This is a genomic window from Acinetobacter legionensis (genome assembly GCF_057165765.1).
In genome coordinates this window covers 2,896,587-2,913,561 of the sequence record NZ_CM169896.1, presented here as the reverse complement: position 1 = coordinate 2,913,561, position 16,975 = coordinate 2,896,587, and the positions used below count along the sequence as shown (strand labels likewise).

Sequence of the window (16,975 nt, the reverse complement as noted above, 5' to 3'; positions counted from 1 at the left end):
GTAATTCTCTTTTTAACATATTTCTACTTCTTAAAACTGCGTATAGCATTGCCTCGCTCGATCAACGCGTGTTGTAAATGTTGAGCGTGTTTCTGATGGGCTTGCTGGCTCTCCATCTGTTGTCGTAGTTTGAGTGCAATCAACTCTTTTGCCACACGCTTATTGGCATGTTGGCTCCGTTCAGACATGACCTTTACACTTATTCCAGATGCAACATGAGTTGCATGAACAGCAGAGTCAGTTGTGTTGACATGCTGTCCACCAGCACCAGAAGCACGACAGGCCTGAAAAGTGATGGTGTCATCTGGAGGGAGTTGCAACGGTGTATCGAAAAGCGTAATGCCTACAAACCAGTTTTTACGTTTATGTTGTGGGCGAATTGGACTTTGAAACTTCCATTGAATTGTACCGAGCCAAGTATTGAGCCATATTCGGGCATTCTCATCGATACTGAGCAGCACCGAAGAATAACCATGTTGAGTCGCATTGCTTTCAATTGGTTGGAGTGGATCTTTTTTTGTTTTGGCTTCTTTGTGTATTTCTTCAAGCGTATATTTTACAGCAAGTTCACATTCTGCGGGTCCAAGCGCAGCACTGAGTTGGACAATAGACAATATGAGTTTTCCTTAAAATTAATTTGGACGATCGAAAATCAAAAAAATGCATGCAAATAAATAGAAATTGTGAAATTCATAAAATTAAGTGTGATTTAATTTTGAATTATTGATTTTCAGCTAACTGATTATAGAAAAATATGTGAATAAAAAACAATCGAAATCCAATAAAAATATGCATTATCAAGCCTCTGATCAAAAATGTTTAAGAAAATTCATGCTCAGCTGAATAATACTATTCGAGAAATTTTTGAAAATATGGCAGAATATGGGGTTTTAAAGATTTTAGAGGATTGGCAACATGCGCTTTGTTGATGAAGCAGTCATTACCGTAGAGGCTGGCGACGGTGGCAATGGCGTAGCCAGTTTTCGCCGTGAAAAATTTGTACCATTTGGTGGTCCAGATGGTGGTGATGGTGGTCGTGGTGGCAGCGTATATATTCAAGCTGACAACGATACCAGTACCTTAGTAGATTATCGTTATACCCGTAAATTTCGCGCTGAACGTGGTAAAAACGGTGCTGGCGCAAACTGTGCTGGTCGTGGTGGTGAATCAGTTATTCTGAAAGTTCCAGTAGGAACAACCATTGTAGATACAGAATCTGGCGATATTATTGGTGATTTGGTTGAAGATGGCCAAAAGGTTTTAGTTGCACATGGTGGCGATGGTGGTTTGGGGAATACTCATTTCAAATCATCGACCAACCGTTCTCCGCGTAAATGTACACATGGTATTAAAGGTGAATATCGTGAAATTCGTTTAGAGCTAAAAGTTCTAGCGGATGTAGGTTTATTGGGAATGCCGAATGCAGGTAAATCTACCTTTATTCGCGCAGTATCAGCAGCTAAGCCAAAAGTTGCAGATTATCCATTTACAACAATGGTACCGAATTTAGGTGTGGTCGATGCAGATCGTCATCGTTCATTCGTTATGGCAGATATTCCTGGATTGATCGAAGGGGCGGCGGAAGGTGCTGGTTTAGGGATTCGTTTCCTTAAGCATTTAGCACGTACACGTATTCTGTTGCATATTGTTGATGTACAACCGATTGATGGTTCAGATCCTGCCTACAATGCCAAAGCGATTGTGGAAGAGTTGAAAAAGTTCTCACCTACATTGGCTCAATTACCGATTGTTCTTGTTTTAAACAAACTTGATCAATTAAGTGATGATACTCAAGAAGAATGGTGTAATCATATTCTTGAAGAATTACAATGGGATGGTCCTGTATTTAAAACTTCAGGCTTGCTTGAAGAAGGTACCAAACCTGTTGTGTATTACCTCATGGATCAAATCGAGCAACAACGTGAGTTGGAAGACGAAGATCCAGAGTATGCAGCGAAAATGAAAGCATTCCGTGATCAGCTTGAAGCTGAAACACGTGAGCAAACGATTGCTGCAAAAGAAGCTTATCGTGAAATGCGTCGTCAACAACGTCTTGCTGGTATTTTGGCAGAGGAAGAAGATGATGAGGATGACGATGGCGAGGATGATGGCGAAATGGAAGTGTACTACGTACGCTAATTTCTAAGGGTATCTATCATTTCCAACGATACCCATTTAGAAAAGAAAGACCGAGGACAAGATGATAGAAGTGGTAGATGGGCAACGTCAGCTCAAGGCTTTAAAACGTATCGTTGTTAAAATCGGATCATCTTTACTCACAGCAAATGGGCAAGGTTTAGATTTGGATGCAATTTCGCATTGGGCGAAACAAATTGCAGATCTACACAATGCAGGACACGAGATTATTCTTGTGTCTTCAGGTGCTGTGGCTGAAGGGATGGTTCGTATGAAGCTAGAGAATCGACCCACCGATTTACCCAGTCTACAAGCTTGTGCTGCCATTGGTCAGATGGGGTTAATTCATACATGGTCAAGTGTGTTGGAAAAGCATTTTATCCAAACAGCACAAGTCTTGTTAACTCATGATGATCTTGCCGATCGCCGTCGTTATCTTAACTCATGTGATGCACTGCAAAATTTAATTGATTGGAAAGTGATTCCTGTAATCAATGAAAATGACACAGTGTCTACTGATGAAATTCGCTTTGGTGATAATGATACGCTTGCAGCAATGGTTGCAGGGCAAGTTCATGCAGACTTACTGATCATTTTGACTGATCAGCAAGGGATGTTTGATTCAGACCCGCGTTCTAATCCAAATGCAAAATTGTTCCATACTGTTCGTGCAATGGATGAAACCTTGTTTGATATGGCCGGTGGTGGTGGTAAGTTTGGTCGTGGTGGTATGCTGACCAAAGTTCGCGCTGCTCGTCTGGCTGCCAAGTCAGGTTGTCCAACGCTGATTGCCAGTGGTGAAAGTGATAATGTATTGGCTCGTTTAATGACGGGTGAATTATTGGGTACTTTATTCATTACTGATGATGATCGTGTTACAGCACATCAACAGTGGTTAGCTGCACACCTTCAAACTGCAGGGCGTTTGGTTTTAGATGATGGTGCTGTCAAAGCCATCAAGGAAAACCATCGTAGTTTGTTGCCTGTAGGGGTGAAAGCTGTTGAAGGGCATTTTGATCGTGGTGATGTTGTGGAATGTGTTGATCAGTATGGTCATCGAGTCGCGGTTGGACGAGTGAACTTTAGTTCGCGTTCTGCTGAAACTGTCAAAGGTTTGGCTTCGGATAAAGTGTATCAGGTGCTAGGTGAAGCACGTTCTTTAGAAATGATTCATCGTAATCACATGTCAATTTATTGATTGGTTTTAAGATTTCTAAGAAATATAACCTCGCTTTGGCGGGGTTTTTATTTGGGTGTGATTAATGGTGATTTTTCGTTGTATAAATCGGATTTAAAAACTTTATGGCCGACCCATGACTTTAAGTAAAAGTGTTGGTCATGGAAGCGAGAGCCTCCTTGTACGCCTTTGCCAAAATTTTCATCGTTATTTAATTTACGTTTGATCGCATTAAAAAAGCTTTTAATATTTTTATCGGGTGTTTTTGAGATGATTCTTAAACTTATTTTTTCTAACGTATCCTCTGTTTCTCGACCACCTTTACCTGCAATGGCATATATACAGTATTCATCTTTGTAGATTTTATCTTTACTGATGTATTGAGCTTGATCGAGAAAATAGAAGCCAAGATTTGGATGATCATATTGGCTAAGTTGTTCTTGTAAATTATCAGGAGTGGCAATTTTCATTTGAATTTTATGATCTGAATCAAAATATTCAATTGCCATTTCAATTTGATATTTCTCTAACTCATGTTGAATATAGGGATAGAATTCAGCGAGTGGCATGATGATATTGATATAGGACATTGAAAAATCTCAGTGCTGAATTAGGCAAATTTTTTTTCGTCTTCTAAATAGGGTAAAACCTGATCCTTGCCAACCATATATTGATAGTCGGCCAAATGAAGCATATCCAAATCTTCTTCACTGTTGCCATAGGCAAATATTTTGTCGTATTGGTCTAAATCATATTTTTCTAAGATGCGTAGTCGTTTTTGTTCACAACTACAATCTGGCGTGGAATAGTGACCAGTAAACTTTCCATCTATAACTTCAGTACCCGTACAGATTAGATCTATATCCAATATTTGACAAATGATTTTGAGGTAAATATCTACTGATGCTGAAACTAATACAACATCATCACCATTATCTTGATGTTTTAATAATTGCTCATAAAGGTTTTGATCCAGTTCCCTGACCAAACGTTGGGCATATTCATTTGCAATATCTTGAATTTCATTAGCATCGGCTTGTTTAAACATTGCATTAAATAATTTGATACGCATGGAGTTGGCAGGGTAGATGTTTAAATAATAGGCCTGAATCCACGGTAAAATTTTGATGCCTTGCTTTACGATGTGTCTTTTTGATAAAGCATAGAAAATAAACCCTGTGAAACTGTCTTTTTTACACAAGGTACCGTCAAAATCAAATAATGCTAAATTTTTAAACGTTTTGCTCTGTGCATACATGTTTCATATCTTCCGTTTACGCGGCTTGCGTACCAGTTAGTATTATAATCACGACTCAATTTAGGCCCAGAAATGACAACTTCAGGCATTATGGCATACATTGGATCTTTGCCCGTTTTATTCTTATAAAGTTTAGATACTGCGATATAAGTTTGAGTTTTTTCAAAATCTTGCTGCTTTTCGTCCTTTAAATCACTACGTAACTGTCGAGGGGTAACTAAAATATTATTTTTTGAAAATAAAGCAGTAAGCGCCTTCTCTGTATCAGTAATCGCTGGACGTGGATCCCCATTTTTGTCATAAGAGAGCAAATCACCATCAAGTGCAAGATCAGCTTCAGTCAGCTTATCGATCATTTTTTGAAAAGCGGCATTTCGACTCGAATACATCCCTGAGTTATAGTCGGCAAAACGATAAATCGGTTTATCATAGTCTGCCGGATACATCATTAAACGATGAATTCCATAGTATAAACCACCAAATTCGGTATACAGGTCATCACGTAATTCATTGATGTTCATACTGCTACGTTTATGCTCTTTGGCATAATTGATATGAACCTGCATGGAACCTAATGTGGTGATTGGGTTCATTTTTTCAGCAATATCTTGACCAACAAATTTGGCCGCACCCGTCAGCGCACTCACATGATAATGCTTTGCCATATAGTCAAAGATTTCACGATAAAGTACGTCTAAATCTTTTTCAGTGCGGACACGGCTCATTTGTTTTAAATAGTTATCATTTGGCGAGGGCTGGTTTTTTAAAACATTCTCAAAATATGAAGCAACAGTACCACCAATTGTGGTTCCAAGTTTATCTTCAAATTTTTCATTTAAACGTGTGGTGACTTCTTTTACCGCTTTATCCCCCAAACCTGGTACAACAGGATTGGCAACAAAGTTAGATTCCTGATCAACCACCGCAATGATGGTGCAGATATTTTCTTTGTTGGTTGGAATTTTTAATTCATTGGAAATATCGTAGATGTCTTTTGCCCAAGAGTCACGTTGATTGACACGATTGGGAATCAGTTTTCTGATTTGCTCTTGTTTTAATTGTTCATCATCTTCATTGGCAAACCATGAACCTTTACCACAAGCAACTAGGCTTAAAGAAAGAGCTAACACGCTGAAAGATTTAAGAAATGCGTGATGTCGAACTAATTTTTTCATATCGAAGAAAACATACTCAGAAAATGATGAGCCACTATGGCAGATGCAGTATACTATGAAGGTCTAAAAATGTATGAATATATATGTATATTGGTCCTTATCAACTGTCAAATAATTTAATCGTTGCACCTATGGCAGGAGTTACAGACCGTCCGTTTAGGACACTGTGCAAATACTTTGGCGCTGGGCATGCGGTAAGTGAAATGATGACCTCTGATCAGACCTTACGTATGACCAAAAAGAGTTTATATCGGGCAAATTTTGATGGTGAATTAGCACCGATTTCAGCGCAAATTGCAGGGTCTGAACCAGATCAGTTGGCTGAGGCAGCACGTTATCAAGTTGCAAATGGTGCGCAAATTGTCGATATCAATATGGGATGCCCAGCAAAAAAAGTTTGTAATAAACTGGCAGGTTCAGCATTGCTGAAAGATGAAGATTTGGTTGCCCGAATTTTAGATGCAGTGGTTAAAGCGGTGGATGTGCCTGTGACGTTAAAAACGCGGTTAGGTTTTTTAAATGGTCATGAGAATATTATCCGTGTGGCGAAACGAGCAGAAGAAGCAGGAATTGCAGCCTTAGCCTTACATGGTCGTACCCGTGAGGATATGTATTTAAATACGGCACGTTATAGTTTGATTAAAGAAGTCAAACAGATGCTCTCTATTCCTGTGATTGCCAATGGTGATATCGACAGCCCTGAGAAAGCCAAATATGTATTGGACTATACTGGTGCTGATGCCGTTATGATTGGACGTGCAGCCCAAGGGCGTCCGTGGATTTTTCGTGAAATTGCCCATTATTTAAAAACAGGTGAATATTTAGCAGCACCAGATATTCAAGAAGTAAAACAAGTTTTACTGGGCCATTTGTCTGAACTTTATCAGTTCTATGGTGAATACTCAGGTTGCCGTATTGCACGCAAGCATATTGCTTGGTATACCAAAGGTTTACATTCAAGTAATGAATTTCGTCAAAATATGTATAAAGTGGAAAGTACAGTTGAACAAGCGAAAGTCGTTGAGGATTACTTTAATCACTTGCTTGAACAAGGCAATACGATGAGTGATGTACAGGTTGAATCGGTAAATTTATTGGATGTGTAATCAATAATGTGTAATCAGTATAGGAGCGAACTCCCATACTGAACTACCTAATCACTAAATGTTTTTTTAATGCATTATTTAAAGGATAAATACGTTGTTTAGGCAAGAGTTTTTCAGCGTGATGATACTGTCCTAAACGTCGAAATTGCGCCATCTTATCTACAAGAGGGGTGATATCTTGGATTGAATGAATCGCAGTGTTGTTAAACGCTTGAATTAAAAAACGACTAATCCCAATTTGAATACTCCGCTGTTCAAGCTTAGTTCCTTTTAAATTCCGTTCAGGATCCCACTGAATATGTACCCTTGCATTTTCAAAAGCTTCAAACCATTGCTCACCATTTTTATGCCCAGAGAGTGTCGGGTCGGTATGTACACTTTGTTCTAGTAAATATTCCCAAAAATCACGTTTGATACGGATTGCTAAGATATGATTTTGGTTGGATTTTGTCGCCCAATGACTGCGTCCCATTAGCCATAAAAATGAAGGTTTTATCCATGTCATTCTTTGAAAGGAAAAAGGTGAAACAAATTTTTGTTGTTGGACTGCCAAATGGGCAATATGTTGATTATAGGCTTGATAAACCGTAATCGTGTCACGGTCATATAGCGCACGTATTTGATGATAGGCAGACATGATAAATCTCACTTTTAATTTGAATAAGTTGTTGAAAATTTATAACTTAATCAAATAAGTGAAAATGATTCACCGATTGGCAAAAAATTTGATTTAACATGAGCATCAAGCTAGCTTTATTGATTTTATCGCTATTCTAGTCAAAATGGCATTTTTATCAAGCTGATTATATTTTATACACCCATAATAATGGTTTATTTAAGTCATGAATAAAGATTCTTTGAGAATACTGGCACAATACAATATATGGGCAACCCAGCGTCTTTGTGAAAGTTTAAAAGCTGTGTCCGATGATGATTTTAACAAAAATGTTGGTCTTTATTTTAAAAGCATTGCTGGCACTTTGAATCATTTGCTATTGGGGGAACATTATCTTTGGTATTCACGCTTTAAGCAGGGTGTATCACCTGCAATTGCATTAGATACTATCATCCAAACTGAAAAAAACCTATTACTGGACGAATTACAAGAGAAGTCGAATAACTGGATTGAGTTTCTAGAGCAGTTAGATGAAAAAACCTTAAATGCAGATTTAACCTATAAACGAGTTTCTGGACAAGAACTGACTTTGCCTTATGCTGCTACTCTTATGCATGTATTTAATCATGGCACACATCATCGTGGGCAAATTACTGCTGCAATGACAGGATTGGGGTATGTATGCCCCGAATTAGATTTGGTGTATATGTTAGTTGAACAAAGCCAAGCATAGTAAGTATAAATAGAAGCTGTCGCAGTTCAGCTTCTATTGACAGCTTAGTTAAGAATTAAGAATGGTTCATTTCTACAACCAGTTGATTAACTAGATCTCGAGCTTCTAATTCACGGATCAGTCCAACATTACTTCCAGCCCAGAATGCACCAAAGCCAGTATCACCATGTTGAACAGCTAAGGATTTGGTGAAAATGAATTTGATTTAATTATGAATCATCAAATAAAACAAAGAATATTTAAAGGGTTAAGCGTGCTAGGACTAAACTTTAATTATAAAAATGATACTGGAGCAAACAACATGTAAAATAGAACTATTATTTCTTATAGTGTTAATTTTTAAAGTAATAATTAAGAAGAATGTTATTTATATCCCATTGTTATAATTTAAATGACTTTCGCTGTTCCCTTACTATCTTTATAAGATAGATTTAAATGAATGCTTAGTAAGACGGCTATTTTTTTCATTCTAAGAAGTATGTGGAGAATATTTAATTATTGAAAGAATTTAACCCTAGGTGATAAGCAGCCGCTTTCTATCAGTTGTTGATCCCATTCTGGAACAAGATCTAGTTTTTCCACTAGAAAATCGATTATGCAACGGATTTTGGTTAAATTTCTAGAGTTCGAAGGAAATACGGCTCTTAACCCATAATTAGGTAAAGGATAGTCAGTAAGTACTGGAATTAGTTTCTTTTTATAAAGGCTCTCACATGCGACGATTGTTGGTAGGCAAACAATACCGCCCCCTGTTAAAGCAAAATCATGTAATAAATGAATTGAGCTTGATGAGACTCTCGCATGAATAGAGAACTCTTGGAACTTATTATTGATCATAAATTTGATTTTGTTTCTTTCGGGATATCCAGAATAATAACCTAATTCAAACTGCTGAAGTTGGTGTGGGTTTTTGGGTTGGCCATGTTTTTCAATAAATTCTGGTGAAGCACACATCACACGGTTTACATTGAAAATTTTCCTCTCAATTAGGCTTTCTCCTTTAGGAGGAAACATTTGAAAAACAATGTCAAATCCAGAAGAAATAGGATCAATGACTTTATCGTATACAACAATATCTAATTCAATATCTTTATACTGTGCTGTGAACTGATATAAACGTTTACTGAAATAACTTAAAGCAAAACCAGGGGCCATATAAATACGTAATAGGCCATGTAACTCATTTTTTGCATGTGACATTTCATCAGCGAGTTGCTCGAAACGGCTAATAAGCTCGACACATTCGGGATAGTATTTTTCACCAATAGCCGATAACCTTACTGATCGGGTACTACGATGAAATAAAGGCGCATTGACAAACTTTTCCAGTTGTTGAATACGTGTACTGATCACTGAACGAGTAACACCAATTGATTCAGCTGCTTGAATAAAACTTCCACTTTGTGCGACTCTCACAAATGCTTCCATACATTGTAATTTATCCATAAGTTAATCCATCAACTATGAAAATAAGATATTGATTTTATATCCCACGAAATTTAAAGGATAAACTAAATTATCTAAAAATAATTGATTGTATATTAAGCAAAGTAAAAGCACCCACTATGTATTAATGTTGATTAGTTAAGAATTTATCCAATAATTTGGCTTAACTTACAGTCATTACTCACTATGAATGCTTTTTTATTAGATCAACATTATAACTTTTGAGTGGGTTCAATTTCATATACTTCAATAGGCTGTACTTTACGAGGAGCAGTTTCTTTAATAAAAAAACTCATGCATATACCAATAATTGTACCTACTAAGCTTAAGTAAAAAATATTCTGGATACCATAGTTCTCAGCAATTATTCCAGAAATTACAGGTGCAATACCGCCACCAAAAATTTCACCTGCACCTACTACGAGCCCAATTGAAGATGCAACTAATCCTGCTGGTGCAGATTCTGCAGCTAAGGGGCCTGATAGTAAGGCGATTAATCCTAAACTAAAGAAGGAAAGCACAAAGAGTAATCCAAATAATATTGGGATAGATGCAGAAGCATTAGCAAATAAATAAATAAAAATAGTTGCTCCAATAAATCCTAGAATAGAAGCAAGGCGTCGACCAATCCAATCCGATGCGGCAGGAACAAGAAATTGCCCTAAAAAACCACCAAAACCGATAGCAGAAACAATTAATCCCATCTCTGGAGAGCTAAGTTTTAAGAAATTTTCTAAATACAAAGGAACCATTGCACTAATAACAAAAACACATGACATCGTACAAAAGAGGCCAATCATACTTAGTAAAATATTCCGTGTTTTGAGTAAATCAATCCAATTCACTTTTACTTGTGTTTCAACCTGTTTTTCGGTAATTAGTAATTGACCTCCTTGAGTATCTTGTGGCTCTTTTAGAATAAAAAATAAAAACACGGCTATAATAAAACCAGGAATTGCAACAACCCAGAATACCTCACGCCATGAGGGTACGATTAAAAGGAGTTGTGTAGCGATAATTGGCCCTAAGCCCAGACCAAATAAAGCAAAGCCACTTTGCTGTAATCCTTGCAAGGCACCACGACGCGAGGGTTTTGCTGCAACTGCAGTCGCAGCAAAACTTGTTGGACAGAATGCACCTTCTGAAATACCCATTATAGAACGAATTAGAATTAGACTGGTCAAACCCATTGCAGCTCCAGAGAAACCTGAAGCTAAAGAAAAAACGACAAGAGATATTAGTAAAATCTTACGATGACCAATTTTATCTGATAACCTTCCTGCATATATTGCGAAGATTCCCCAAGTTATTCCCAAGGCACCAAAAATTAGACCAACATCTTGGTAATTTAAAGATAAATCTTTCATGATTGAAGGTAATAAGGGGGCAATAATCCAACGATCTAATCCCACAAGGCCAAAACTAAGTGTGAGAAGGAGTACAATCTTCCATTCGTAAGAAGTATCCCATTTTTGTATATTCATATTTATATCCTTTTCAATGAATTTAAAAAAAGAAAGTTAGGTCAAGTGAGTAAGACAGTTGATCATCTTCAGTGCCATTGACCAAAGGGGGTAATCCGTTGTCTTTAGCTGCAAATGGTTTGTAATTACCACTGTACCTGTCGTAACGAATTTCTGGGCGGATACGTAAGTATGGTTTCGGATTCCAAGTGACGTTGGCGGTTACGGCTTTGTAGATGCCTTCATATGGCACTAATACATGTACACCATCTGTATTAAAGTATTCGGCACGTAGGGCTGAACTGAGTTGCGAGTTAATCATATGGTTGTAGCTGACGTTGAGCCCGTACCAAGAAGCATCTTTACCGCCTTGTTTCGGAATACCGTAAGGTTCCTGATTAAAAATATCTGTCAATAATGCTTTTTCTTGATAGCCATAGGACGCTTCGGCGGTCACGATGTTTTTCGGGTCTAAAAATTTGGTGATGGTGAGATAACTTTGATAGCGGGTTAGGTAATCATCTTTTGCCAAGGCAGAGCTGGCAGGAATTGGTGAGCCGCAACCACATTTGTTAAAGGAGTCATCGGCGCCGTTGCCATAGATATTTTCAAAGTCGACCCACAGTGAAAAATCCTTGCTGCGCCAGCGCAAGTTGGCAATGGCATCCCAGTCATCATTGGGGTCTTGTAGGTTGTTGTAACCACGTACTGCACCAACTTCATAAGACAATTTTGCACTGTCTGGATTATTGAAAATATGGCTGCTCCATAGAGTACCCACATGTTTTGCTGGACCATGGATAAAGCTGTAAGGGTGGGTGTAAAAGGTAGTTGGTGCAGGTGCAGGCAAGGCAAAACCAATTTCATTGGCCAAAGGTGTATGAAATAAGCCGAGCATCAAATTACTACCACCTAAAACAGGGAAGTAAAATTCGGCATAGGCTTGGGTTAAGGAAGCATAAATATCCGATGAGTCAAAATTTCCCACCTTGTTGCTGCCCCAATCATCATCTAGGCCATAGGTTCGGAAGAAAAAGTTGTCGGCACCATACATGCCAGTGATGTTAAAACCCCAGTCAAAAGCTTTTGGCATGTCCCTGGGAAATGGTCCAACCCGACTGGCAATATTACTTTTGATCTTTTTTTCAATGGTGATGGCGGCTTGATCCAGCGTAATGCCTTCATCACGTCTTAAGATAGTGGCAGGTGTCATTTGCCCGCCATGATTACTGCCGGCAACACTGGCCTGAGCCCATCCCGAAACTTGAATGCCCAGCGGATTGTCATTGATAGATTGAAGTAGCCACCCCTGTGGTTGTGTTATATCTTCAGATGCGTTTGCTGACGCATGGGCAAGTGCAATAGCGAACATTGCACCCCCGAGAACTTTTAATCTGTCCATAGTACGTCTCAATAAATTTAAGAAAACTACCTTGTTTCCATGGTTGTTATAATTTTGTCCTTCATCCGAACGTTTTTTATTCAAGTGCAAAGTGTACTGAGCTGTCAATGTGACTAAACAGAGGTTTATTGTAGAAAATAATTGTAATATTTTGTTTTTTATATTTATTTTTTCCATTGTTCGCAGATTGCAAACATTCATGTTGCTGCTTTCTTCATTGTCTTAATCGAGGGGTTGGCGTAATTTCAAACTGTCGAGGAAAGACCATACACGAAGAATTTCAGTAAGGAATATGGAAATGAGTGCTTATACAACAAAGCTCGGTAGTTTGGAAAACTACGAAAAAGGTTCAATCCAGATTATTCAGGGTAAAGCTACTAATTATGCCTTTTCAAATATTTTTGAAGTGGCAGCAATGAGCAAACCTTATGAAAAAACAGTTGTTGGGATGAACCTCAAATTTGTCATTGAGTCTGTTCTGGCAGAAGGGCAATCTGCTTGGTATACGGCATCACATGATGAATTTGTGATCGTAATGGATGGTGAAGTTCGTGTCGATTATTTGAAATTAAAAGGCCCGATAGTCCCCCAGGATCAAGAGGGTACTCATCTTGCTGGAAAGAGACCAGATGGGGTACCAATGGGGTATGTTGTCTTGAAAAAAGGCCACCAAGCTATTTTACCAGTCGGATCAGCATATCGTTTTGAGGCGTCAAAGAAATCAGTGATGTTAATACAAACAATTAAAGGTCCCCTTTCTGTCGAAAAATGGAATGACATTTGTATTAAGTAATCAAGGAGAGATAAAAATGAATGCTATGCAAAATAAATTTGTTGAAGATGACGGGGTAACGATTACTGGATATGATGAAATTTCAGGTTATTCAACTTTCCAGTTAGGTAATTTTAAGTTCAGTCGTGATGAATACTTTGCCAAAGTAACATGGGAAGCAAAAGGTCAGGAGCATTCTCATTTAATATCTGTTGATGCATTTTTACGGGCTTTAATGAGAGATGTTGCTTGGGGGTTTTTCTATGGTTGGGTTAACTTCGATCATGTTATTGGTACTCAAAACCACTATGGTAATGTCGACTTATACGCTGGCACTTTTAATGGCGTATTAAAAGCAGCAGGCGTAGATTATGTTGAGAACTTTGAAACTCCACTAATCATGGCGACTTTTAAAGCTATTTTACATGATTGGGTAAGTAAAGGATTTGATCCATTTGCTGCCCCAGAAGAAACAGGTTCTGCTTTTGGTCGTAAGCATGGTGATAATTCAGAAGCGATTGACCGCTATCGGATTGCCACGAAGCGTATGCCAAGTTTACCTGATGATTCACCTTTACGTGATGATTTACCGGTTAACCGTCAGTTTGAAGATGTGGTTCAAGATGATCCAATTATATATTGTGAACCTGGTTTTGAAGGTCAACTTAGTGGTTTTAACTTATTTAAATATCTGTCGCGTTCAGACGTGACTTGGAACCCCTCTGTAACTTCTGTTTGTAAACAAAGTTTATTCTGTCCTACTACAGAAGAATATATTTTACCAATTTTTCATGGCAATGATCGCGTAGAGTGGTTCTTACAATTATCTGATGAAATCACTTGGGATATTGGCGATAAAGTAGATGGTAGTCCTATTGCCCGCGTCATTATGAAAGCAGGGGATATTGCAGCAATGCCAGCCAATATTCGTCATCAAGGATACTCAACTAAACGTTCAATGTTACTTGTTTGGGAAAATGCAACCCCAAATCTACCTGAACTTTATGAATCAGGTGAACTATCTCCTTATCCAATCCAATTCTAAGCATTCAGCTAGAGGCTGTTAACTTCCTACATTTAACAGCCTCTGATACTCATTAGGTGAAATTATGAATAATCAATTATTTATTGATGGCCAATTCGTGCCTGCAAAAAATGGTGGCACCATTGATGTAGTCAACCCATCTAATGGCGAGTTAATTACTAAAATTGCAGCAGCTGAAGCAGAGGATATAGATATTGCAGTTGCTGTTGCTAAACGAGCTTTCCCATCTTGGGCAGCAACCCCCGCGACAGAGCGAGGCCGATTACTCCTTAAACTCGCTGATTTAATTGAAGAACACACAGAGGAATTAGCACAACTTGAATCTTTAGATACAGGGCATCCTATTCGTGACTCACGCCGTTTAGATGTACCGCGTACTGCTGCCTGTTTCCGTTATTTTGGTGGAATTGCCGATAAAATTGAAGGCTCAGTTATTCCAGTTGAACAAGGTTTTTTAAACTATGTTGTTCGTGAGCCAATTGGTGTAGTAGGACAGATTGTACCCTGGAATTTCCCATTAATGTTTACGAGTTGGAAACTTGGACCTGCATTAGCTGCTGGTAATACTGTGGTAATGAAACCATCTGAACTCACTCCTTTATCTACGTTGAAAATTGCTGAATTAATTAAAAAAGCTGGTTTTCCGGATGGCGTTGTCAATATCGTGGCTGGCTATGGACATACGGCGGGGCAACGACTGGCAGAGCATGAGGACGTTGGTAAAATTGCTTTCACCGGATCAACTTTAACTGGTCAAAATATTGTTCGTTCATCAATAGGTAATCTGAAACGTGTTCAACTTGAGCTCGGAGGCAAAGGTGCTAATATTATTTTTGAAGATGCCAATATTGATGCAGCTGTTAATGGTGCAGCATGGGCAATTTTTCACAACCAAGGGCAAGCATGTATTGCAGGTTCACGTTTAGTTTTACATGAAGCAATTGCAGATGAGTTTTTGGAAAAATTTATCAGGCTAGCTGAATCAATTCGATTAGGTGATCCTCTAGATCCCGATACTGAAATGGGACCACTCACTTCAGAAGCTCACCGCAATAAAGTGTTGTCATATGTCGAGGTTGCTAAAGAACAAGGTGGTCGTGTGTTAACTGGTGGTAAAGCACCAGAAGATATTAACTTGCAAAATGGATATTACGTTTTACCAACCGTGGTTGAAGCCAAACCAATGGATCGTGTTGCTCAAGAAGAAGTATTTGGTCCCTTTGTAACCGTATTGCGCTTTAAAACGGAACAAGAGGCTTTGGAAATAGCGAATTGCACTGAATATGGTTTAGGTAGTGGCTTATGGACACAGAATTTACAACGTGCTCATCAGTTTGCTAAAAACATCAAAGCTGGTATGTGCTGGATTAATAGTTATAAACGTGTAAATCCAGGTAGTCCATTTGGTGGTGTAGGTAAATCCGGTTATGGTCGAGAAATGGGTTTTGAAGCTATTCATGACTATACGGATGCTAAATCTATTTGGGTTAATGTGGATGCCAATATTCCACCTCATTTTCTGCGAGGATGAGTTGTATGAACGCATTTCATTATAAAGCTTTACCTTTGGATGTTTATTTTGATAATGGTAAGTCAAAAGAAACAAAAGAAATTTTAAATCAGCATGGTTATCAAAAAGTTTTAGTGTTAACTACACCAGAACAGGAAGATGCTGGTCAAGAATTAGTGCAACAATTGGGTGATATTGCAATGGGGGTTTATCCTCATGCCGTGATGCATGTACCTGTTGAAGTTGCAATTAAAGCCATTGATTTTGTTAAAGAGAATAATATTGATTGTTGTCTAGCATTAGGTGGTGGCTCGACTATTGGGTTGGCCAAGGCTATTGCCTTAAAAACTCATACCCCAATTGTGGCAATACCCACTACTTATGCTGGTAGTGAAATGACCACAGTATATGGTCTAACTGAAAACAACCTAAAAACGACTGGTAAGGACATTCATGTCTTACCCAAAGTGGTCATTTATGATCCTGAACTGAGTTTGACTTTACCAGCAGAAATTTCGGCTTGTTCAGGTATGAATGCTATGGCGCATGCGGTAGAAGCATTGTATGCGCAAGACAAAAACCCGATTATAAGTCTTATGGCAACTGATTCAATTCGGGCACTCAAAGCCGCATTACCTGCAATTGTCAAAGATACACATGACGTTGAAGCCCGCCAAAAAGCTACATATGGTGCGTGGTTGGCAGGTATCTGTTTAGGGTCAGTTGGGATGGCGATTCACCATAAAATCTGCCATACCTTGGGTGGTACCTTTAACTTGCCGCATGCGCAAGCACATGCCATCACTTTGGCGTACTCGGTACATTACAACCGTAATGCCGATGTCGAAGCCATGGAACGATTGGCGGGAGCATTAGGTGTAGCAAGTCGTGAAAATGTTGGTATGGCAATTTATCAATTAAACCAGTCTTTAAATATTCCATTGGCACTAAAAGATATTGGTTTACCAGAACAAGGGCCTGCTGAAGTAGCAAGAATTATTTGTGATAGCCCGTATTATAACCCCCGCGGTTATGACTACGAGGAGTTAGTTGATCTGCTCACCAAAGCTTATCTGGGGTTAGCACCGATATAAAATAAATCGAATTTCACCATAAATATCGGCTTAACCGCAGCA

16 protein-coding genes and 1 pseudogene are annotated in these 16,975 nt (G+C 38.6%); 8 read left to right on the top strand and 9 right to left on the bottom strand.

The annotated features are described in order from the left end of the window. Positions 1 to 23 precede the first annotated feature (23 nt). Positions 24 to 614, bottom strand: coding sequence for a peptide chain release factor H (gene prfH, locus AC2G3J_RS13295; RefSeq protein ID WP_483770111.1), 591 nt, complete (start codon positions 612 to 614; stop codon positions 24 to 26). A 301-nt stretch (positions 615 to 915) separates the two neighbouring features. Here prfH and cgtA point away from each other — a divergent pair, with 301 nt between their 5' ends. Together cgtA and proB are read left to right on the top strand one after the other, a co-directional pair. Further along, the gene (gene cgtA / locus AC2G3J_RS13290) at positions 916 to 2,139 is read left to right on the top strand and encodes an Obg family GTPase CgtA (RefSeq protein WP_336954511.1); all 1,224 of its coding nucleotides are present in this window, start codon (positions 916 to 918) and stop codon (positions 2,137 to 2,139) included. Positions 2,140 to 2,200: 61 nt separating this feature from the next. After that, entirely contained in the window at positions 2,201 to 3,334 is a 1,134-nt protein-coding gene (gene proB / locus AC2G3J_RS13285) for a glutamate 5-kinase (protein ID WP_483770110.1), read from the top strand. Between the two features lie 47 nt (positions 3,335 to 3,381). Here the strand turns inward: proB and AC2G3J_RS13280 are convergent, their stop codons facing one another. The 3 genes from AC2G3J_RS13280 to AC2G3J_RS13270 are packed head-to-tail and all read right to left on the bottom strand — an operon-like array spanning position 3,382 to position 5,746. Continuing rightward, positions 3,382 to 3,903 carry a hypothetical protein gene (locus AC2G3J_RS13280; protein WP_336954513.1) on the bottom strand — a complete coding sequence of 174 codons (522 nt, stop codon included), beginning with the start codon at positions 3,901 to 3,903 and terminating at the stop codon, positions 3,382 to 3,384. A 20-nt stretch (positions 3,904 to 3,923) separates the two neighbouring features. Beyond that, a complete protein-coding gene (locus AC2G3J_RS13275; RefSeq protein ID WP_336954514.1) occupies positions 3,924 to 4,571 on the bottom strand; it encodes an HAD-IB family hydrolase in 648 nt (215 codons plus the stop codon). Continuing rightward, a complete protein-coding gene (locus tag AC2G3J_RS13270) occupies positions 4,538 to 5,746 on the bottom strand; it encodes a DUF1615 domain-containing protein (RefSeq protein WP_336954516.1) in 1,209 nt (402 codons plus the stop codon). Before AC2G3J_RS13270 ends, AC2G3J_RS13275 begins: the two co-directional genes overlap by 34 nt. An 83-nt stretch (positions 5,747 to 5,829) precedes the next feature. On the opposite strand from AC2G3J_RS13270, the gene dusB reads away from it, so the two are divergent. After that, positions 5,830 to 6,852 carry a tRNA dihydrouridine synthase DusB gene (gene dusB / locus AC2G3J_RS13265; RefSeq protein ID WP_336954517.1) on the top strand — a complete coding sequence of 341 codons (1,023 nt, stop codon included), beginning with the start codon at positions 5,830 to 5,832 and terminating at the stop codon, positions 6,850 to 6,852. Between the two features lie 43 nt (positions 6,853 to 6,895). Here the strand turns inward: dusB and AC2G3J_RS13260 are convergent, their stop codons facing one another. Continuing rightward, positions 6,896 to 7,489, bottom strand: coding sequence for a DUF4291 domain-containing protein (locus AC2G3J_RS13260; RefSeq protein ID WP_336954518.1), 594 nt, complete (start codon positions 7,487 to 7,489; stop codon positions 6,896 to 6,898). A 205-nt stretch (positions 7,490 to 7,694) separates the two neighbouring features. On the opposite strand from AC2G3J_RS13260, the gene AC2G3J_RS13255 reads away from it, so the two are divergent. Beyond that, positions 7,695 to 8,201 carry a DinB family protein gene (locus AC2G3J_RS13255; protein WP_336954519.1) on the top strand — a complete coding sequence of 169 codons (507 nt, stop codon included), beginning with the start codon at positions 7,695 to 7,697 and terminating at the stop codon, positions 8,199 to 8,201. A gap of 55 nt (positions 8,202 to 8,256) precedes the next feature. On the opposite strand, the pseudogene AC2G3J_RS13250 reads toward AC2G3J_RS13255, so the two are convergent. From AC2G3J_RS13250 to AC2G3J_RS13235, 4 genes and pseudogenes are all read right to left on the bottom strand, one after another. Further along, positions 8,257 to 8,364: pseudogene (locus AC2G3J_RS13250) on the bottom strand (nitronate monooxygenase); the annotation flags it as partial. 332 nt (positions 8,365 to 8,696) lie between these two features. Further along, positions 8,697 to 9,647: a LysR family transcriptional regulator gene (locus AC2G3J_RS13245; protein WP_419328678.1), complete on the bottom strand. Its 951-nt coding sequence runs from the start codon at positions 9,645 to 9,647 to the stop codon at positions 8,697 to 8,699. Between the two features lie 212 nt (positions 9,648 to 9,859). Continuing rightward, positions 9,860 to 11,131 (bottom strand): MFS transporter, encoded by a 1,272-nt coding sequence (locus AC2G3J_RS13240; RefSeq protein WP_483770109.1) that lies wholly within the window; start codon positions 11,129 to 11,131, stop codon positions 9,860 to 9,862. A 22-nt stretch (positions 11,132 to 11,153) separates the two neighbouring features. Further along, a complete protein-coding gene (locus AC2G3J_RS13235; RefSeq protein ID WP_483770108.1) occupies positions 11,154 to 12,689 on the bottom strand; it encodes an outer membrane beta-barrel protein in 1,536 nt (511 codons plus the stop codon). Positions 12,690 to 12,810: 121 nt separating this feature from the next. On the opposite strand from AC2G3J_RS13235, the gene AC2G3J_RS13230 reads away from it, so the two are divergent. From AC2G3J_RS13230 to AC2G3J_RS13215, 4 genes are all read left to right on the top strand, one after another. Then, positions 12,811 to 13,305 (top strand): cupin domain-containing protein, encoded by a 495-nt coding sequence (locus AC2G3J_RS13230; RefSeq protein ID WP_419820663.1) that lies wholly within the window; start codon positions 12,811 to 12,813, stop codon positions 13,303 to 13,305. A gap of 16 nt (positions 13,306 to 13,321) precedes the next feature. Then, positions 13,322 to 14,329 carry a hydroxyquinol 1,2-dioxygenase gene (locus AC2G3J_RS13225; RefSeq protein WP_419820662.1) on the top strand — a complete coding sequence of 336 codons (1,008 nt, stop codon included), beginning with the start codon at positions 13,322 to 13,324 and terminating at the stop codon, positions 14,327 to 14,329. 64 nt (positions 14,330 to 14,393) lie between these two features. Then, positions 14,394 to 15,860: an aldehyde dehydrogenase family protein gene (locus AC2G3J_RS13220; RefSeq protein ID WP_419328686.1), complete on the top strand. Its 1,467-nt coding sequence runs from the start codon at positions 14,394 to 14,396 to the stop codon at positions 15,858 to 15,860. 5 nt (positions 15,861 to 15,865) lie between these two features. Further along, entirely contained in the window at positions 15,866 to 16,933 is a 1,068-nt protein-coding gene (locus AC2G3J_RS13215; RefSeq protein ID WP_419328688.1) for a maleylacetate reductase, read from the top strand. Positions 16,934 to 16,975: the final 42 nt, after the last annotated feature.